We start from the raw sequence: 19,159 nt of genomic DNA on the forward strand, positions 1-19,159 counted from the left end.
CGATCTGGCAGCCGGACGCGGTGAGTTCGGCGATCTGCTGGAGCGTGGCGCCGATGTCCGACGTACGGGTCGTGGTCATCGACTGGACCGAGACGGGAGCCCCGCCCCCGACCGCCACCGGTCCGACCTCGATCCGTCGCGACACACGTCGCTCGGCGATCGGCCGGACCGGTACCTCGGGGACGCCCAAGGAAATGGCGGTCATCGCGTCACTCGCGGTTTCCGGAGACCGTCTCGCGCATGGCGCGCAGCGACTCCTTGAGCGAGCCCATGGTGGCGAGGACGGCGGTCGGCTCGTAACCGCAGTGCGCCATGCAGTTGGCGCAGCGCGGGTCCTTGCCGCGGCCGTACTTGTCCCAGTCGGTCTCCTCGATCAGCTCCCGGTACGTCGGGACGTACCCGTCGCTCATCAGGTAGCAGGGGCGCTGCCAGCCGAAGAGCGAGTAGTTCGGGATCGCCCACGCGGTGCACGGGAAGTCGACCTTGCCCTCCAGGAAGTCCAGGAAGAGCGGGGAGTGGTTGAGCCGCCACTTGCGCCGGTTGCCGCCCGCGAAGGCCTTCTTGAACAACTCGCGGGTCTGTTCCACGCCCAGGAAGTGCTCCTGGTCGGGCGCCTTCTCGTAGGCGTAGGCGGGCGAGATCATCATCTCGTCGACCTTGAGGTCGTCGTTGAGGAAGTTGAGCACCTCGATGATGGTCTGCGGGGTGTCGGTGTTGAAGAAGGTCGAGTTGGTGGTGACCCGGAAGCCGCGCTTCTTGGCCTCCTTGATCGCCTCGACGGCCTCGTCGAACACGCCCTCCTTCGCCACGGACTCGTCGTGCCGCTCGCGCAGCCCGTCGATGTGCACCGCGAACGCGAAGTACGGCGAGGGCGTGAACTTGTCCATCTTCTTGCGCAGCAGCATGGCGTTGGTGCAGAGGAAGACGTACTTCTTCTTCGCCACCAACTGCCGCACGATCTCGTCGATCTGAGGGTGCATCAGCGGCTCACCGCCGGCGATGGACACCATCGGCGCACCGGACTCCAGCACCGCCCCGACGGCCTGGGCCACCGGCATGCGCTGCTTGAGCACCCCGGCGGGGTGCTGGATCTTGCCGCAGCCCTCGCATGCGAGGTTGCATGCGAAGAGAGGTTCCAACTCCACGATCAGGGGGAACTTGTCCCGCTTGCGGAGCTTCTGTTCGGCCAAGTATGTAGCGACCTTGATTGTCTGGCGCAGCGGCATGGCCATCTGGCTCACCTCCGAGGGAGCAGCAAAGAACGGTGCCATTCGAAAAAAGCGGGAAGAACGGATCGAAGAACGCGGAAAGCCGATATTCCACCGCGCACCGTGCCGATCCGGACGAGTTCATGTTCAGGAGCGTCCACGACCACCCGTACGGCCGCAACCGGGCGCGCACCCGTACGTACGGCGCTCAGCAGCGTGGCCGCCGACTCCATGTCGACCGCGATTGCGCCGGTCGCGAGCAGATCCGACCGTTCCTGACCGCGGACGATGTGATCGGAGCCGGTCAGGGGGCCGGTGTGGACGGTGCGTCCGGGCAGGGCCCGCACCAGTTCCTTGACGAGCAGCTCGGTACCGACGCACGGAACGGTTCCGCGCGCCTGTCTGGTCTCCTCGGCGACCACCAGGTCGCCGGGGTGCATGCCGGGGGCGAGTCCGGCGCAGAAGCCCGTGGCCAGTACGGCGGCCTCGGACAGCGCCGGGTCGGCGAGGCACCGGGTGACGGCCTCCTCGGCCGCCTGAGGCCCCATCCCCGTCCTGAGGAAAGTGACCGGCCCGTCGGCGCCGGAGCGGTCGCCTGCGCGCAGGGCGAGTCGCTCGATGCCGAGCGCGCAGGCGATCAGCAGCGGCGGTCCGGCGGACTGTCCGCCCATCAGCCCCCCTTGGTCTGGGAGAACGGTTCTCCGTGCACGTAGCGCCCGAGCGCGGTGAGCGGGAACACCTGCCGGTAGAGGTGGTAGTTGATGGAGAAGTCCCACGGGAAGCCCGTGCCGGTGAAGTAGGGCTCGTCCCAGGACCCGTCCTCCCGCTGGGTCGTCGCGAGCCACGCGACACCGCGTTCCACGGCCTTGGAGTCCCGCTCCCCCGCCGCGAGCAGGGCCATCAGCGCCCAGGCCGTCTGCGAGGCGGTGGAGGCGCCCCGGCCGCTCCATTCCTTGGCGTACTTGTAGGAGCGCAGGTCCTCGCCCCAGCCGCCGTCGTCGTTCTGCACGGTCTCCAGCCAGGTGACCGCACGCCGGATCGCCGGGTGCGAGCCGGGGATTCCGGCGGCGGCGAGCGCCGGTACGACGGACCCGGTGCCGTAGACGTAGTTGACGCCCCAGCGGCCGAACCACGAGCCGTCCGGCTCCTGTTCGGCCAGTAGCCACTCGATTCCCCGCCGGGTGCGCGGGTCGTGGGCGAGGCCCTCGACGGCGAGCATCTCGACGACGTGCGCGGTGACGTCCGCCGACGGCGGGTCGATGACCTCGCCGAAGTCGCAGAACGGCAGCCGGTTGGGGAACGGGCTGGTGTTGTCGACGTCGAAGGCGCCCCAACCGCCGTTCTTCGACTGCATTCCGAGGTTCCAGCGGACCGCGCGTCCGGCGGCCCGGTCGAGCCGTTCCGGGTCGTGATGTCTGACCCGGCGCAGCGCGAGCACGACCTCGGCGGTGTCGTCGATGTCGGGGTAGTTGTCGTTGTGGAACTCGAACGCCCAGCCGCCCGGCGGCAGTTGGGGCCGTTTGACCGCCCAGTCGCCGGGGCGGACGATCTCCTCCCCGAGCATCCAGTCGGCCGCTTTGACCAGTTGGGGATGGTCGGCGGGTACGCCCGCGTCGGCGAGCGCGATGGTCGCGAGGCAGGTGTCCCACACCGGGGACTGGCAGGCCTCGATCATCCGGGACCCGTCCTCGCGCCAGACCGCGAACCGGTCCAGCGACTCAAGTCCCGCGCGCATCACGGGGTGTTCGAGGTCGTAGCCCAGCAGGTGCAGGGCGATCACCGAGTACACGGCCGGCGGCTGGATGCCGCCCCAGCAGCCGTCGTTCTCCTGCCGCTCGATGATCCAGCGCGCCGCCGCTTTCATGGCCGCCCCGCGCAGCTTGCGCGGGGCCACCTTGCGGTAGAGGTGCAGCGCCTTGTCGATCCGCTGGAAGGCGCCGTCCCAACTCGCCACCCGGGCAAGGGGCTTGACCGGGTTCGGGTCGTTCGCGTCGGTGTGCAGTTCGTCGAGCGGGAAGGGCGCGGGTCGTACCGGCCGCTTCGCGGAGACGACCGTCAGCGGCACGATGGTCTGCCGGGCCCAGCATCCGAAGTCGTAGATGTTGAGCGGTACCCAGGTGGGGAAGTACAGGAGTTCCGGCGGGAGTTCGGGCAGGTCGTCCCACTTCCACCAGCCGAACAGCGCGAGCCAGATCCGGGTGAAGACCCGGGCCGCGGCGATCCCGCCCCGCTCTCGGGCCCACGCGGACGCCTTCGCCATGTGCGGGGCGTCCGGCGCGTCACCGGCCAGCCGGAGGGCGACGTACGCCTCGATGGTGGTGGAGAGTTCGCCGGGGCCGCCGTAGAAGCTGGCCCAGGCGCCGTCCTCGCGCTGCTCGCCGCGGATGAAGAGTGCGGCGGCCTGGGTCGTCGACTCGTCGCTGATGCCCAGGAACTGACGGAGCAGCAGATCCTCGGCGTCCATGGTGACGTTCGTCTCCAGGTCGCCCTTCCACCAGCCCTGGGCGTCCTGCTGCGAGAGGAGGAAGTCGGTGGCGCGTTGTACGGCGTGTGCGGCGGCGTCGTGCACCCCGGCCGCCACGGGGGTGTTGATGTCGGTTTCGCTGGCCGCGGCAACACGGGGAGGCATGGCCCCGGTGCTTCCGTCGGTCGTCGCTGTCATGGCTTCCCCTTCGTGCAGTGGCATGTCTCTGCTGTGGGTCCGCCGTCGGCCGGTACTCGTATCTTCGCAGCACCGGCCGGCGACTACGCGAGGGCTATTCGACCGATAGTGATCATCTCTTTCGTACGACGACGAAGTCGGCGAGTGCCGTGAACTGCGCCCGAACCCGGTCGGGCATGTCGATGGCGTCCAGGACCTCGATGGCGATGGTGTGCTGACGGCGTGCCTCTTCGGCGGTCCACTCGCGGCCGCCGGCCTCCTCGATGAGCGCGGCGCGGGCCGCGAACTCCTCCTCGGAGAAGTTCCCGAAGTCGCTGCTCTTGGCGTCGGCGGCGAGCATCTCGCCGAGCCGCTCGGAGGCGGGTCCGCCCGCCGCGAGCGCCGCCACCACGGGCAGGGACTTCTTGCGCTGGCGCAGATCGCTCCAGGTCTGCTTCCCGGTGGCCTCCGGGTCGCCCCAGATGCCGAGGAGGTCGTCGACGGCCTGGAAGGCCAGGCCGAGGTGGTAGCCGTACTTCTCCAGGACGTCGGCGGTGCGGTCGTCCGCGCCGCCGAGCACGGCCCCGATGGAGGAGGCGCAGGCGAGCAGGGCACCGGTCTTGTTGCCCTCCATCTCCAGGCACTCCTCGACGCTGACGCGGTCGCGGTGCTCGTAGGAGATGTCCTGCGCCTGGCCGTCGATGAGGGCGCGGGTCGCGGTGGTGAGGCGGCGGGTGGCGCGGCCGGCCTCGACGGTGCCGAGCTCCAGCAGGACCTCGTTGGCCAGCGCGAAGAGGGCGTCGCCGACGAGGATGGCCTGGGAGGGGCCGTGCACCTTCCAGACGGTGTCGCGGTGCCGGCGCTGTTCGTCGCCGTCCATCAGGTCGTCGTGCAGGAGCGAGAAGTTGTGGACCAGTTCGACGGCGACGGCGCCGGGGATGCCGGTCTCGGGCGCGGCGCCGGTGACCTCGGCGGAGAGCACGGCGAGCGCGGGGCGTACGGCCTTGCCGCCGTCACCGGCCGCCGGGTTGCCCTCGGCGTCGATCCAGCCGAAGTGGTAGGCGGCGACGGTGTCCATGGGGGGAGCCAGGCGGTCCACGGCCGCCCGCAGTACCGGTGTGGCAAGGGTCCGGCCGCGCTCCAGGAGCGCGGACACGTCCACCGCGTCGGCAGCCGTCTCGGCCGGGGGCACAGTGGGCACAGTCTCTCCTCTTGTCGCGGTACCGGAGGTGCGGGGGCCTGCCGCATGCTGATCGAGCATCACGCCGCCTCCTCGAAACCGAAGAGATGACGGGGGCGGGGCCGGCCCAGGGCGGCGAGTGCGGCGTCCGCCGCGCTCACCCCACTGCGGACCGCACTCTCCATGGTCGCGGGCCACCCTGTGGCGGTCCACGCTCCGGCCAGGTACAGGCCGGGGGTCTTGGTGCGGGCGCCGGGCCGCAGCCGTCCGACGCCGGGGGCGGGAGCGAACGTCGCCGTGCGCTCCCTGGTCACGAAGAAGTCCTTCACCTCGGCGCCGCGCGCACCGGGCAGCAGCCGCTCCAGCTCGGGGAGGTAGCGCTCCCGCAGCGCGGCCACGGTTTCGTCGATCTCGTCGTGCGCGGCCGACTGGGACAGCGCCAGGTACTGGCCGTCCTTCAGCCCGGACGCGTCGGTCCGGTCGAACACCCACTGCACGGGGGTGCCCAGCGCCGCGAAGAACGGCCGGGCGAGCACCTTGCGGTCGTAGACGACGTGGATGTTGAGGATCGGCGCGGTGTCGATCGCGAGCAGTCGCCCGGGGTCGTCGAGGGCGCCGTCGGGCAGCAGATCGTGGGCCTCGCGCTGCGGTACGGCGAGCACGACGGCGTCGGCCTCAAGAGTCTCGCCGGGAACCTGAACGCGCAGGCGCCCGTTCTCGTCTGTAGAGATGGAGGTGACGCGTGTACGGACTTCGGTGCGCACGCCCGCGGAGTCGAGCGCCTTGCGGGCGAGCCGGTCGTGCAGTTCGCCCAGCGGGACGTGTGCCCAGCCGATGTCGGCCGCGCCCGGGTCGGAGAGCAGACCGGTCTTGAACACCATCGCGGCCAGTGCGAGCGAGGAGTCGCCCGCGACCGCGTTGAGGGTGGCGACCCCGACCAGGTCCCACAGTGCCTCGACGGCACGCGCCGACTGACCGTGCGCGGTCAACCAAGTGCCGAAGCTCTGCGCGTCCAGGGCCGGATCGGCGAGGTCGAGCGCTTTGAGCGCGAGCGCGGCACGCCCCACTCTGGCGCGTTCGGCGAGCGAGAGATGCGGGTACGTCGCGAGGCTGCGCCCCAGATGCAGGGGCACGGGCAGCGCGTCGCGCCGCAGCCTGCCGAGGCGGCGCCCCTCGGGGCGGTTCACGTCGAGTACGGGCACGTCGAGACGATCCTGCAGCGGAGCCAGCGCCGCGCCCTCGATGCGGTCGAGGAACCAGCGGTAGGCGGTGCAGCAGCGCAGATACACGTGCTGTCCGTTGTCCACGGTGAGGTCGCCGCGCTGGAAGGAGAAGGCGAGCCCGCCCAGGCGCGGCCGGCCTTCGAGCAGGGTGACGCGGACTCCGGCGTCGGCGAGCGCGAGCGCGGTGGTGACGCCGGCGAGCCCGCCGCCGATCACGACGGCATGCCGTCCGGCCGGCCCCGTCACCGGATCGGCGGACAGCCCGTCGGGCCGCGTCCCGTCGCTCATCGTGCACTCCCCCCTGCGCGCCCACCGCGGCGCTCGAACCAGCCACGGCAGACCGTTGCAGTCAGGGACGCCGCTTCGCACCGGAGGGTTGCGTGCCGCATTTCTCCGGTGACATCGCCTTGGCCCACTTTGTCCATCAGGTGCGCCTCCTGAGGGTCCTCCGCGTGACGTGCCGGGCGTCCAGGCCGGACAGGCCGCGCACCGCGACGTAGGCCTTCTCGCGGCCGGGCAGGGAGACGCGGCCGCGCAGGACGGCCTCCGGCTCGCGCTCGATGCGGTCGAGGAGACGGCGGTAGATGCCGGCCATGGCGGCGACACAGGCGCCGCTGCGGCGGTCGAGCATGGGGAGCAGCCGGTAACCCTCGGCGAAAAGGGTGCGGGCCCGTCGCACCTCGAAGTGCACGAGACCCGCGAAGTCGGAGCCCTCCGGCGGAGTCGGCCCGTCGAACCCGGCCGAGCAGCCGAATTTCGCGAGGTCGTCGGCGGGCAGATAGGTACGGCCGCCCTCGGCGTCCTCGCGGACGTCTCTCAGGATGTTGGTGAGCTGGAGCGCGAGCCCCAGCGTGTCGGCGTACTCCGAGGCGCGCTCGACGCCGCGCGCGCCCGCCTCCGTGCCGAACACGCCGAGCGAGAGCCGCCCGATCGCACCCGCGACACACCGGCAGTAGACCTTCAGGTCGTCCCACGTCTCGTAGGTCTCGCCGCGTACGTCCATCAGGACGCCGTCGATGAGTTCGTCCAGGCCGTCGAGCGGGACCGGGAATGCCTCGGCCGTGTGCGCGAGGGCGACCGCGACCGGGTCGGTGTCGTCCTCCTCGACCTTGCCCTCGCGGACCCGGGTGAGCAGCGCCCGGGTGTCCTCAAGGCGTGCCGACTTGACGTCGGTCGGCAGCGCGCCGTCGCCGATGTCGTCGACGCGCCGGGAGAACGCGTACAGCGCCGACATCGCGCGGCGCTTGGGCGTCGGCAACAGTCTGATGCCGTACGCGAAGTTACGTGCCTGCTGTCCGGTGACGGCCTCGCAGTAGCTGTAGGCGGCGAGTACCGGTGCGGACATGTGCGGTGCAGACTCCACGCTGCGGATCACCCCTCTCCTCGCAGAGTCACGCCCACCTCACGCAGCAACTGGATCTTGCCGGGTTTGGGCGGGCCGGGAAGTACGTCGTATTCAGCGGCGACGATCGCTCGGATCGCCGCCCTTCCCCCCGCCACGAACCCCGCGAGCAGCAGCTTCAACCTGCCGTGGACGCTACCCACCAGGGGGGCGCCTTCATTCAGGAGATCGCGGGCGCGTTCTGCTTCGTATGCAACCAGTGCGCGCACCGATGCGCCCGCGGAGGGCGTGGCGAGATCCGCTTCCTGGACATGAAAGCGCTTCATGTCCTGGGCGGGCAGGTAGATGCGGTCGCGGCCGAGGTCCTCGGCGACGTCCTGGAGGTGTTCGACGATCTGAAGTGCGGTACAGATCGCGTCGGAGAGCCGGACCCGCTCGGGGGTCTCGGTGCCGGTGACGCCGAGGACGAGGCGGCCGACCGGGTTGGCGGACAGCTCGCAGTAGGCGAGGAGGTCGTCGTAGGTCTCGTAGCGCGTGACGAGCTGGTCCTGGCGGTTCGCGGCGATCAGGCCGAGGAAGGGCTCGGGGGTCAGCGCGCGGCGGCGGACGGTCGGCTGGAGGCGGCGCAGCAGGGGGTGGCTCGGGGTGCCGTCGAAGACGCGGTGCAGATCGGCCTCGAAGGCGTCGAGGAGGAGCAGGCGGTCCTCGGCCTCTTCGGGCGACACGCCGAGCAGCCTGGCGTCGGCGCCGCCGGGGGCCAGGTCGCCGTCGCCGATGTCGTCGACGAGGCGGGCGAATCCGTACACCGCCATGAGATCGGTGCGCCAGTCCCTGGGCAGGAAGAAAGGCGCCACGGGGAAGTTCTCGCCGGCGGCCTTGTCGAGTGTGCCGCGCTCCGGATCACCGGTGCCGGCGGAGCCGGTTCCGGTCACCGCTCACTGCCAGGGGCGGGGACGGCGCATGCTTCGGTGAGCTGGGGAGTTTCCGTAGCCATTGCCGTCACATCTCCCGTTCTACACTGCCGACCCAATACACACTATTTCGGACACGCCGCCCGGTCGTCCGCACACATACCCGCAGAAGGGTGTCGCGCATTATCGCCCCACTTGCCGCTATTCGGCACCGGTACAGCTTACGTTGTACAACGCAGCGAGCTTCCTCGGGGTGTCCTGCACATCACAACAACACACCGATTGGCGTCAAGATTCCTTGGGCGGGGCCGAGTTGACGTTTCCTTTGCAGACGCGGAGCCCCGCCGGAGCAGTTCCGGCGGGGCTCTGGGAAGCGTTCTGGGCTTTTCCGCCCGTATGCGAGTGGACTACTTGCCCGTGAACTTCTCGTACTCCTTGATGACCTCGTCGGTCGGGCCGTCCATCCGCAGTTCGCCGCGTTCCAGCCACAGCACCCGGTCGCAGGTGTCGCGGATCGACTTGTTGTTGTGACTGACAAGAAACACCGTGCCCGCGGACTTGCGCAGCTCGCGGATGCGCTCCTCGGAGCGGACCTGGAACTTGCGGTCGCCGGTGGCCAGCGCCTCGTCGATCATCAGGACGTCGTGGTCCTTCGCCGCCGCGATGGAGAAGCGCAGCCGGGCCGCCATGCCGGAGGAGTAGGTGCGCATCGGGAGGGTGATGAAGTCGCCCTTCTCGTTGATGCCGGAGAAGTCGACGATGTCCTGGTAGCGCTCTCTGACCTGCTCGCGGCTCATGCCCATGGCGAGTCCGCCCAGGATGACGTTCCGCTCGCCGGTGAGGTCGTTCATCAGGGCCGCGTTCACGCCGAGCAGCGAGGGCTGGCCGTTGGTGTAGACCCTGCCCTTCTCCGCGGGGAGCAGGCCGGCGATGGCGCGCAGCAGGGTCGACTTGCCGGAGCCGTTCGAGCCGATCAGGCCGACGGCCTCGCCGCGGTAGGCGACGAAGGAGACACCCTTGACGGCGTGCACCTTGCGCACACCGCGCTCCTCGCCGCGCTTGACTATGCGGCTGAGGGCGGAGGTGGCACTGCCCTTGCCGGTCTTGGCGCCGTGCACGCGGTAGACGATGTGCAGCTCGTCCGCGATGACGGTGGGTACCAGATCCTGGGGGGTCTGCTCGACGTTGTGCTCAGCCACGGCCGTACCGCTCCTCCGCCTGCCAGAAGTACACGAAGCCGCCGACGAACAGGACCACGGCCCAGAAGGCGGCGATGGCCCAGACATGCGGCGGCAGGTTCGAGGCGCCGTAGCCGTCGATGATCGCGAACCGCATCAGGTCCATGTAGATGGCGGCCGGGTTCACCTGCAGCACGCGGATGAACACCTCGGAGCGGCCCTCCATCATCGTGCTGATGGAGAACATGACGCCCGACGCGTACATCCAGGTGCGCAGGATGAACGGCATCAGCTGGGCGAGGTCCGGGGTCTTGGCGCCCATCCGCGCCACGATCAGCGCGAGCCCGGTGTTGAAGAGGAACTGCAGCACCAGGATCGGGACGATCAGCAGCCAGGACAGACTGGGGTAGCTGCCGAATCCGACGACGATGACGAACAGCACGACCATCGAGAACAGCAGCTGCTGGAGCTGCTGGAGCGCGAACGAGATCGGCAGCGAGGCCCGCGGGAAGTGCAGCGCGCGCACCAGGCCGAGGTTGCCGGAGATCGCGCGGACGCCCGCCATGATCGAGCTCTGCGTGAAGGTGAAGACGAAGACGCCCGTGACCAGGAACGGGATGTACACGTCCCGGGACATGCCCCGGCTGGCCTTCAGGATGACGCCGAAGATGAAGAAGTACACAGCCGCGTTGAGCAGCGGCGTGGCCACCTGCCAGAGCTGGCCGAGCTTCGCCTGGCTGTACTGGGCCGTCAGCTTCGCCTGGGAGAAGGCGAGGATGAAGTGCCGGCGTCCCCAGAGCTGGCGGATGTACTCGGCGAGTCCGGGGCGGGCACCGCTCACCGTCAGCCCGTACTTGGCGGACAGCTGCGCCGCCGTGAGGCCTTCGTCGGGCGACGGACGCGGGCTCACCGCGACTCCGCCGTCATGCGTTGTCTCACTCAAGGGTGGATGCCTTCATTTTCGGATTCGTCTTACGGCTGTCTTGCGTTCGTCTCACGGAATTGTGCTACAGGACGTGACACGTATCCGCCGCCGGATACGTGTCGAGGGGGGTCCTCCGCGCGCCCCGCGCGCGGCCGGACACCCCGAGCTTGTCAGATCACCGGGGGGCGGCCCAGTCGAGTCAGGCGCCACACCGTACGCCACCGCATGGGCCTGCGCGGTCCGCACGGAGTGGTCCAGCCCTCCTTGAACCCGCCGAACCAGGCCCGCAGCGCCGGGCGCGAGGGGCGGCGCAGGAGGGTGAGCAGCAGCCACACGCCGAGGTAGACGGGGACGAGGGGTGCGGGGAGGTTGCGGCGGGCCAGCCAGACCCGGTTGCGGGCGACCATGCGGTGGTAGACCGCGTGCCGCGAGGGCGCGGTGGTCGGGTGGTACAGCACCATGTCGGACCGGTAGTCGATCATCCAGCCCGCGTCGAGAGCCCGCCAGGCGAGGTCGGTCTCCTCGTGGGCGTAGAAGAACGCGTCCGGGAGTGCGCCGACCTCGGCGAAGACCTTCGTGCGGACGGCATTGGCGCCGCCGAGGAAGGTGGTGACCCGGGAGGAGCGCATCGGGTCGGAGGCGCGCAGCCGCGGGACGTGGCGGCGCTGGGTGGCGCCGGTGTCCGGGTCGGCGATGCGGAAGCTGATGATGCCGAGCCGGGGGTCAGCGGCGAAGGCCTGCCGGCACAGCTCGGCGGTGTCGTGCTGGGCGAGGAGCCCGTCGTCGTCGAGGAACATCACTATGTCGACATCGCGACCGCCGGGCCCGAAGGCCTCCAGGCCGATGTTGCGGCCGCCGGGGATGCCGAGGTTCTCGGGCAGTTCTATGGTCCGCACGCCCTCGGGGACGTCCGGGACGGGCGAGCCGTTGCCGACGACGACCGCCTCGACCCGGTCGCCGTCCTGCTTGGCGACCGAGTCGAGCAGCGCCCGCAGTTCGTCGGGGCGGTTGCCCATGGTGATGATCACCGCGCCGACCTTCATGCCGCTCACTTCAGCCTGCTCGACGCGAGGATCGACACCAGGTGCAGCAGGGTCTGCAGCAGCGCGATGCCGGCCATCACGGCGACGCCGAGCCGCGAGAAGTACAGGTCGCCGCGGACCTGGTCCACGATCGCCAGGACCAGGATCAGCAGCGACGCCTCGATGCCGAGGATCAGCCGGTGGAACTTGAAGGCGGCGGCGGCCCGGCGGGCCAGCGCCATCCCGGAGGAGCGCATCTCGGACGCGGCCTCCTGGACCGGGGCCTTGCCGGTCTGGTGACGGGCTACGCCGACCAGGTCGGTCTCGGCCTTGATCAGGATCGCGCCGAGCGCGGCCAGCGTCCCGAGGAAGGCCCACAGCCAGTCGATACGGCCGCTGCCCCACAGGTCGGCGGCGCGCAGCCCGAAACCGACGAGCACGGCCGCGTCGGTCAGATAGGCGCCGACCCGGTCGAGGTAGACCCCGCCGAGCGAGAACTGCTGCCGCCAGCGCGCGATCTCGCCGTCGACGCAGTCCAGCAGCAGATACATCTGGACGCACACCACCCCGAGCACCGCGCCGGTGATCCCCGGCACCAGCAGTGCCGGGGCCGCGAGCACCCCGAAGACGGTCATCAGGTACGTGAGCTGGTTGGGCGAGATCCTGGTGTTCACCAGGTAGCGGTCGACCCGCAGAGACACCTCACGCATGTAGAGGCGTCCCATCCAGTGCTCACCGCTGCGCCGGTCCTTCACCCCTGCGGGGTGGACGACGGGACGGAGTTCAGCTACCGATGGCCTTGACATAGTCGGCGTAGATGTCCTTGATCTGGTCGGTTTTCAGGTCGAGGTGTTCGAGGATGGTGTAGCGGCCGGGGCGGGTCTCCGGGGCGAACTCCACGGCGCGGACGAACTCGTCCACCGTGAAGCCGATCTCCTCGGGCAGCACCGGCAGTCCGTGCCGGCGCAGTACCTCGGCCATGTACGCCGATTCCTCGTGGGCTCCGCGCAGGTACATCGCGAAGGCCGCGCCCAGTCCGCACTGCTCGCCGTGGCTCGCCGCGCGTTTGGGGAAGAGCAGGTCGAAGGCGTGGTTGATCTCGTGGCAGGCGCCGGAGGCCGGACGGGAGTCCCCGGAGATCGACATCGCGACACCGGTGAGTACCAGCGCCTCGGCGAGCACCTGGAGGAAGTTGTTGTCGCCGACCCCGCCCGGGTGTCGCAGTACGGCCTCGCCCGCCTGCCGGGCCATGGCCGCGGCCAGCCCGTCGATCTTCTCGCCCTTGACGCGGTTGGCGAGCTCCCAGTCCGCGATCGCGGAGATGTTGGAGATCGCGTCCCCGATGCCCGCCCGCACGAAGCGGACCGGTGCCTCGCGGATCACGTCCAGGTCGATGACGACGGCGATCGGGTTCGGCACGCCGTACGAGCCGCGGCCCGCGTCGTTGTCGAGGGTGGCGACCGGCGAGCACAGGCCGTCGTGGGCGAGGTTCGTCGGTACGGCGACCAGCGGCAGGCCGATGCGCGCCGCGGCGAACTTGGCGCAGTCGATGATCTTGCCGCCGCCGAGGCCCACGACCGCGTCGTAGTGACCGGCCTTCATGTCGCCGGCCAGCCGGATCGCGTCGTCGAGGGTGCCGCCGCCGACCTCGTACCAGGTGGCGCCGGGCAGGCTCGGTTCGAGGCGCGCGCGCAGCCGGGCGCCGGAGCCGCCGCTGACGGCGACGGCGAGCCGGCCGGAGTGCGAGATGCGCTGGTCGGCGAGGACACCGGCCAGGTCGTCGAGGGCACCCGGGCGGATGTCCACGACGACGGGCGAGGGAATCAGCCGGGTCAGTACAGGCACGCGATCTCCCGACCCTTGGCCAGATCGTCGTGGTTGTCGATCTCGACCCACTTGACGTCACCGATCGGGGCCACGTCGATCCGGAAGCCGCGGTTCACGAGCTCCTGGTAGCCGTGCTCGTAGAACTGCTGCGGGTCGGTCTCCCACACCGTCTTGAGCGCGTCGGCCAGCTCGGGGGTGGCGTCGCCCTCGATGAGGGTGACGCCGATGTACTCGCCGGTCGCCTCGGCGGGGTCCATCAGCTTGGTGATCTTCGTCATGCCCTTGGCGGGGTCGACGACGACCTTCATCTCCTCGTCCGCCAGGGACTTCACGGTGTCGAGGGCGAGGATGATCCGCCTGCCCTCGCCGCGCGCCGCGAGCAGCGTCCGCTCGACGGAGACAGGGTGGACGGTGTCGCCGTTGGCGAGGATCACGCCGTCCTTGAGGGCGTCACGTCCGCACCACAGGGAGTAGGCGTTGTTCCACTCCTCGGCCTTGTCGTTGTCGATGAGGGTGAGCTTGAGGCCGTACTTCGCCTCAAGGGCCGCCTTGCGCTCGTACACGGCTTCCTTGCGGTAGCCGACGATGATCGCGACCTCGGTCAGACCGATCTCGGCGAAGTTGCCGAGGGTGAGGTCCAGGACCGTCGGTTCGCCCTCTATGCCCGCGGGCCCCACCGGCACCAGAGCCTTGGGAAGGCTGTCGGTGTAGGGGCGCAGACGCCGTCCGGCGCCGGCCGCCAGCACGAGGCCGATCATGCGGGTTCTCCTTCATCGTGTACGGCGGGCGCCCCTGCGGACACCCAGAAGCGGATGCTCTCGACGAGCACCAGCAGGGCCACGGCCACGGCAACCGCCGTGAGCGCGACCGTGAACTGCGACGCGGTGAGCGCGGCGGCGAGAACGGTGACGAGCAGCGTCCGCCCCTCGTGCCCCCCGATGGCGCGCACCAGCCAGGCCGGGGACGCCCCGGCGTTGCCGCGGATGCGGTACACCGTGTCGTAGTGATGGTAGGCGACGGCGGCCACCAGGCCGAAAGCTGCGGGAAGTGCTCCGTTTACCTCCGCTTTAGCCGCGAGGACCAGGACGGTGCAGTATTCGGCCGCCCGGAAGAGCGGGGGGACCAGCCAGTCGAGGGAGCCCTTGAGGGGCTGGGAGAGGGCGAGGCCCGAGGTGACGACGTAGACGACGGCACCGCCGACAGCGATCCAGGGGTCACCGGACAGGACCGCCGAGATGAGGATGGCGACACCGAGCACGGCGAACAGCACGGGGGAACTCCGGTGGAACCGCGTGTTCGGGCCACGCAGCTTCGCCACGGCCGAGGCGAGCGGTCCGTTGTCCGCGAGGTCCGCCAGCGCCTGGGCCGCGCGGTCCGTGCGCCGCGCCTTGCGGGTCAGTGAGCGCAGCACCCGGCCCGCCGTCGTGTACGTCGCCGCGAAGGCGCAGCCGACGAGGAGGACGTAGAAGGTGATGCGGGGGGTCGTCGCGGCCGTGAGGACGGCGATCATCGCCCATCGTTCGCCGATGGGCAGGACTATCATCCGGCGCACCCAGACCGTCCAGCCGACGCTGTCGAGCTTGTCGGAGAGGGCGGCGGTGGGGCTGGTGTTGGCGGTGGCGTCATGGTTGGCCTCGTTGAACGAGAAGTCCACGACGTGCCGGCAGGTCTGCAGGATCATCGCGCCGAGCGCGAGCGCCCATACGTCGTCGCCGCCCCGGGCCGCTCCCAGCGCGAGGCCGGCGTAGTAGGCGTACTCCTTGGCGCGGTCGAAGGTGGCGTCGAGCCAGGCGCCGAGCGTCGAGTACTGCAGGGCGTAGCGGGCGATCTGTCCGTCGACGCAGTCGAGGACGAAGGAGAAGAGGAGCAGCACGCCGGATGCGACGTAGCCGCCGCGGGTACCGGTGGCCGCGCAGCCCGCCGCGATCAGCGCGGTGAGCAGGGAGGCGGTGGTGATCTGGTTCGGGGTGAGGCCGCGGCGGGCGCACCAGCGCGCGATGTAGCGGGAGTACGGGCTGATGAAGTGGGTGGTGAAGAAGCCGTCGCGGGACTTCACGGCCGACTTCAGGCGTACGGCCTCGTCGTCGACGGCGGCGACGGCCTGGCGTGCCTCGTTGCGGGCCTGCGGGTCGGCGGGGACCGTGGCGACGAGGCTGCCCAGCTCGGGGCGGTGCACGTCGCAGCCGTCGGCGTCGAGGGCGGTGACGACGCGGTCGGCGAGGTTGTCGAGGAGGGTCGTGCCGCCGCCGGCCGAGTGCTCGCGGGCGACCGCCCGGGTCAGGGCCTGGCGGCCGGCCGGCTGCGCGGTCACGGCGCCCGGTACCGCGGCGAGCGGGAAGCGGGGGTCGGTGAGGCCGAGGCGCAGCGCGTGCGGGTGGCCCACGAAGCGGGCGTCCACGACGGCGACCCGCTGGTCACCGGGGACCGCCGCGAGGAGCGTCTCCGCCTCGGTGGTGTCGGTGGCGGTCCGGACGTCGAAGCCGAGCGACCGCAGATCGCTCTCGATCGACGAGCCGGGGACCGGCTGACCGGTGAGGATGGCGGTCGGCAACCGAACTCACTCCCTGGGTCCGACGCTCGGGCGCCGGTCATGTGCATGGTGGTGGCGCCCTTCGGGTGGCACCCGGGCGGCATGTCGGCAGAGGCTATCGGATGCTCTCAAACCCGTGTTCACCGGCCGTTCATGGCCTGATCAACAGGGTCTGCAGGCGCCTCCGCCGAGATCATCATCAGGGATTCGGGGCCCGGCCGACAAACCGCACCCCTCAGACCGGGCATCGCGGGACATTGCGGAGGCCCTCTCCGTATCGGCATAGGGTGAATGCCCATGACATGGCTGATCACCGGCGGAGCCGGATACATCGGGGCCCATGTGGCGCGGGCGATGGCGGACGCCGGGGAACGTGTCGTCGCCCTGGACGACCTCTCGGCGGGGAACCCCGCCCGGCTTCCGACGACCGTCCCGCTCGTCCACGGCTCCTCCCTGGACGGCGACCTGCTGAAGCGGGTGTTCGCCGAGCACGGGGTGACGGGGGTCGTGCATCTCGCGGCGCGCAAGCAGGTCGCCGAGTCCGTGGCCCGGCCGACGCACTACTACCGGGAGAACGTCGGCGGCCTCGCGACCCTCCTGGACGCGGTCGCCGGCGCGGGCGTCGAGCGGTTCGTGTTCTCGTCCTCGGCGGCGGTCTACGGCGACCCGGGCGTGGACCTGATCACCGAGGACACCCCGTGCGCACCGGTGAACCCGTACGGCGAGACCAAGCTCACCGGTGAGTGGCTGGTCCGGGCGGCGGGCGCGGCGCACGGCATCCACACGGTGTGCCTGCGCTACTTCAACGTGGCGGGCGCCGCCGCCCCCGAGCTGGCCGACACGGGCGTCTTCAACATCGTCCCCATGGTCTTCGACCGGCTCACCCGCGACGAGGCCCCGCGGATCTTCGGCGACGACTATCCGACCCCGGACGGCACCTGTGTCCGCGACTACATCCATGTCGCGGATCTCGCGGAGGCGCATCTGGCGGCGGCGCGACGGCTGGCCGACGGGGGCGGAAGCGGCGATCTGACGGTGAACATCGGCCGCGGGCAAGGGGTTTCGGTCCGCGAGCTGGTCACCGTGATCGGCGAGATCACCGGGGACCGGCGGCCGGCCGTCGTCGAGGGGCGGCGTCCCGGTGACGCGCCGCGCGCGGTCGCCTCCGCCGAGCGGGCCTCCGTAGAGCTGGGGTGGACGGCTCGGCGTGGGGTGCGGGAGATGGTCGAATCGGCGTGGCGAGGGTGGCAGTCGCACCACGGTCACTGATCCCCGCACCATCCTGACCTGCGATTCGTTTGCGCAGGTCAGGGGACATGACAACGGTGTTCAGTGCCGCGTTGCCCGATACCCCCCACCCGTAGTTCACTGTGATCCCGGACAGTAATCAGGAGGGCGGCCTTTTCATGGGGGCAGGGCACGACCACGGGCATTCGCACGGTGCTCCCGTCACCGGTACGGCGGCGGCCGCCTACCGGGGCAGGCTGCGGGTCGCACTGGGGATCACGATCACCGTGATGGTGGTCGAGGTCGTCGGCGGACTGCTCGCGGACTCCCTCGCGCTCATCGCGGACTCGGCCCACATGGCGACCGACGCGCTGGGCCTCGGCATGGCGCTGCTCGCGATCCACTTCGCGAACCGCCCGGCGACCGGCAACCGCACCTTCGGCTACGCCCGCGCGGAGATCCTCGCCGCGCTCGCCAACTGTCTGCTGCTGCTCGGCGTCGGCGGCTACGTCCTGTACGAGGCGGTCCAGCGGTTCGTCACGCCCGCCGACACCGAGGGCGGGCTGACCATCGTGTTCGGCCTGATCGGCCTGGTCGCGAACATGATCTCCCTCACGCTGCTGGTGCGCGGCCAGAAGGAGAGCCTGAACGTGCGGGGCGCGTTCCTGGAGGTCGCCGCGGACGCGCTGGGCTCCCTGGCGGTGATCATCTCGGCCGTGGTGATCCTGACCACGGGCTGGCAGGCGGCCGACCCGATCGCCTCGCTCGCCATCGGTTTGATGATCGTGCCGCGCACGTTGAAGCTGCTGCGCGAGACCCTGGAGGTGCTGCTGGAGTCGGCCCCCAAGGACGTCGACATGCAGGACGTGCGCGCCCACATCCTGGCCCTGGACGGGGTCGAGGACGTCCACGATCTGCACGCGTGGACGATCACCTCGGGCATGCCGGTGCTCTCCGCGCACGTGGTCGTCCGCTCGGACGTGCTGAACGCGATCGGCAACGAGAAGATGCTCCACGAACTCCAGGGCTGCCTCGGCGACCACTTCGACGTGGAGCACTGCACCTTCCAGCTGGAGCCCCGCGGGCACGCGGAGCACGAGGCGAAGCTGTGCCACTGACGCTGTGCCACTGACGTTCGAATGAGGGTCGCGTACGGCTTCCGCGCTGACGGAAATCGACAGAGATCGACCGGCTTCGATGGAACGCAGCCATCCGGCGCGCGCCCGCGTCCTCACTCCCACAGCCCCGCCCCCCGACGGTTCCTCCGTCGCCGCGCCGGGCACGATGAACTGCCGGGAGTGCCGGATCCGTACGGCAGACTTGGCTCGAGGACCGATGTGAAGGATGGGTATGCCGACCACACCTGCCACCGCGACGCACAACTCGTCGAACGGCACCGCTGACGCGATCTTGCTCGAACTGGTCGACGAGAGCGGCGTGACGATCGGCACCGCCGAGAAGCTCACCGCCCATCAGCCGCCGGGGCAGCTGCACCGCGCCTTCTCCGTCTTCCTCTTCGACGAGCAGGGCCGGCTGCTGCTCCAGCAGCGGGCGCTCGGCAAGTACCACTCCCCCGGTGTGTGGTCCAACACCTGCTGCGGTCACCCCTACCCCGGCGAGGCGCCCTTCGCGGCGGCGGCCCGGCGGACGTACGAGGAGCTGGGGGTGTCCCCGTCGCTGCTCGCCGAGGCGGGCACGGTCCGCTACAACCACCCGGACCCGGACTCGGGCCTGGTGGAGCAGGAGTACAACCACCTCTTCGTCGGCATGGTGCAGTCGCCGCTGCGGCCGGACCCGGAGGAGGTGGACACGACCGCGTTCGTGACCCCCGCCGAGCTGACGGAGCGGCACGCGAAGGACACCTTCTCGTCCTGGTTCATGACGGTGCTGGACGCGGCCCGCCCGGCGGTCAGGGAGCTGACGGGCCCGTCCGCGGGCTGGTGAC

At 70.3% G+C, this 19,159-nt stretch carries 19 protein-coding genes; 3 read left to right on the forward strand and 16 right to left on the reverse strand.

Going from position 1 to position 19,159, the window contains the following annotated elements:
* The 16 genes from ACFWP5_RS12255 to ACFWP5_RS12330 form a co-directional block, all read right to left on the reverse strand.
* Positions 1–205: flavodoxin-dependent (E)-4-hydroxy-3-methylbut-2-enyl-diphosphate synthase (locus ACFWP5_RS12255; RefSeq protein WP_384154162.1), on the reverse strand; the 205-nt coding region annotated here is incomplete at its 3' end.
* A 4-nt stretch (positions 206–209) separates the two neighbouring features.
* Positions 210–1,232 carry an adenosyl-hopene transferase HpnH gene (gene hpnH, locus ACFWP5_RS12260; protein WP_384154164.1) on the reverse strand — a complete coding sequence of 341 codons (1,023 nt, stop codon included), beginning with the start codon at positions 1,230–1,232 and terminating at the stop codon, positions 210–212.
* 5 nt (positions 1,233–1,237) lie between these two features.
* The gene (locus ACFWP5_RS12265; protein ID WP_384154165.1) at positions 1,238–1,879 is read right to left on the reverse strand and encodes a 1-hydroxy-2-methyl-2-butenyl 4-diphosphate reductase; all 642 of its coding nucleotides are present in this window, start codon (positions 1,877–1,879) and stop codon (positions 1,238–1,240) included.
* On the reverse strand, positions 1,879–3,870 hold the full coding sequence (gene shc, locus ACFWP5_RS12270) for a squalene--hopene cyclase (RefSeq protein WP_384154167.1): 1,992 nt from the start codon (positions 3,868–3,870) through the stop codon (positions 1,879–1,881). The genes ACFWP5_RS12265 and shc overlap by 1 nt, the downstream gene beginning before the upstream one ends.
* A gap of 112 nt (positions 3,871–3,982) precedes the next feature.
* Positions 3,983–5,110, reverse strand: coding sequence for a polyprenyl synthetase family protein (locus ACFWP5_RS12275; protein WP_384154169.1), 1,128 nt, complete (start codon positions 5,108–5,110; stop codon positions 3,983–3,985).
* Entirely contained in the window at positions 5,110–6,540 is a 1,431-nt protein-coding gene (gene hpnE, locus ACFWP5_RS12280; protein WP_384154171.1) for a hydroxysqualene dehydroxylase HpnE, read from the reverse strand. Before hpnE ends, ACFWP5_RS12275 begins: the two co-directional genes overlap by 1 nt.
* On the reverse strand, positions 6,537–6,677 hold the full coding sequence (locus tag ACFWP5_RS12285; protein WP_384154173.1) for a DUF6380 family protein: 141 nt from the start codon (positions 6,675–6,677) through the stop codon (positions 6,537–6,539). Before ACFWP5_RS12285 ends, hpnE begins: the two co-directional genes overlap by 4 nt.
* Positions 6,677–7,627, reverse strand: a complete 951-nt coding sequence (gene hpnD / locus ACFWP5_RS12290; protein WP_384154175.1) for a presqualene diphosphate synthase HpnD — start codon at positions 7,625–7,627, stop codon at positions 6,677–6,679. The genes ACFWP5_RS12285 and hpnD overlap by 1 nt, the downstream gene beginning before the upstream one ends.
* Positions 7,624–8,526, reverse strand: coding sequence for a squalene synthase HpnC (gene hpnC, locus ACFWP5_RS12295; protein WP_384154177.1), 903 nt, complete (start codon positions 8,524–8,526; stop codon positions 7,624–7,626). Before hpnC ends, hpnD begins: the two co-directional genes overlap by 4 nt.
* A gap of 386 nt (positions 8,527–8,912) precedes the next feature.
* Positions 8,913–9,704: an ABC transporter ATP-binding protein gene (locus tag ACFWP5_RS12300; protein WP_384154179.1), complete on the reverse strand. Its 792-nt coding sequence runs from the start codon at positions 9,702–9,704 to the stop codon at positions 8,913–8,915.
* A complete protein-coding gene (locus tag ACFWP5_RS12305) occupies positions 9,697–10,626 on the reverse strand; it encodes an ABC transporter permease (RefSeq protein WP_384154181.1) in 930 nt (309 codons plus the stop codon). The genes ACFWP5_RS12300 and ACFWP5_RS12305 overlap by 8 nt, the downstream gene beginning before the upstream one ends.
* Positions 10,627–10,778: 152 nt before the next feature.
* Positions 10,779–11,651 (reverse strand): glycosyltransferase family 2 protein, encoded by an 873-nt coding sequence (locus ACFWP5_RS12310; protein ID WP_384154306.1) that lies wholly within the window; start codon positions 11,649–11,651, stop codon positions 10,779–10,781.
* 5 nt (positions 11,652–11,656) lie between these two features.
* Positions 11,657–12,436, reverse strand: coding sequence for a CDP-alcohol phosphatidyltransferase family protein (locus tag ACFWP5_RS12315; protein ID WP_384154183.1), 780 nt, complete (start codon positions 12,434–12,436; stop codon positions 11,657–11,659).
* Positions 12,414–13,475 carry an iron-containing alcohol dehydrogenase family protein gene (locus tag ACFWP5_RS12320; protein WP_384154185.1) on the reverse strand — a complete coding sequence of 354 codons (1,062 nt, stop codon included), beginning with the start codon at positions 13,473–13,475 and terminating at the stop codon, positions 12,414–12,416. Before ACFWP5_RS12320 ends, ACFWP5_RS12315 begins: the two co-directional genes overlap by 23 nt.
* Positions 13,463–14,215 (reverse strand): sugar phosphate nucleotidyltransferase, encoded by a 753-nt coding sequence (locus ACFWP5_RS12325; RefSeq protein WP_384154187.1) that lies wholly within the window; start codon positions 14,213–14,215, stop codon positions 13,463–13,465. Before ACFWP5_RS12325 ends, ACFWP5_RS12320 begins: the two co-directional genes overlap by 13 nt.
* Positions 14,212–16,008 (reverse strand): DUF5941 domain-containing protein, encoded by a 1,797-nt coding sequence (locus ACFWP5_RS12330; protein WP_384154189.1) that lies wholly within the window; start codon positions 16,006–16,008, stop codon positions 14,212–14,214. The genes ACFWP5_RS12325 and ACFWP5_RS12330 overlap by 4 nt, the downstream gene beginning before the upstream one ends.
* 276 nt (positions 16,009–16,284) lie before the next feature.
* On the opposite strand from ACFWP5_RS12330, the gene galE reads away from it, so the two are divergent.
* From galE to idi, 3 genes are all read left to right on the forward strand, one after another.
* Entirely contained in the window at positions 16,285–17,256 is a 972-nt protein-coding gene (gene galE / locus ACFWP5_RS12335) for a UDP-glucose 4-epimerase GalE (RefSeq protein ID WP_384154191.1), read from the forward strand.
* A gap of 137 nt (positions 17,257–17,393) precedes the next feature.
* The gene (locus ACFWP5_RS12340) at positions 17,394–18,332 is read left to right on the forward strand and encodes a cation diffusion facilitator family transporter (protein ID WP_384154193.1); all 939 of its coding nucleotides are present in this window, start codon (positions 17,394–17,396) and stop codon (positions 18,330–18,332) included.
* A 232-nt stretch (positions 18,333–18,564) separates the two neighbouring features.
* Positions 18,565–19,158, forward strand: a complete 594-nt coding sequence (gene idi / locus ACFWP5_RS12345; protein WP_384154195.1) for an isopentenyl-diphosphate Delta-isomerase — start codon at positions 18,565–18,567, stop codon at positions 19,156–19,158.
* Position 19,159: the final 1 nt, after the last annotated feature.

This window comes from Streptomyces sp. NPDC058469, from assembly GCF_042721125.1.
GTDB lineage: Bacteria > Actinomycetota > Actinomycetes > Streptomycetales > Streptomycetaceae > Streptomyces.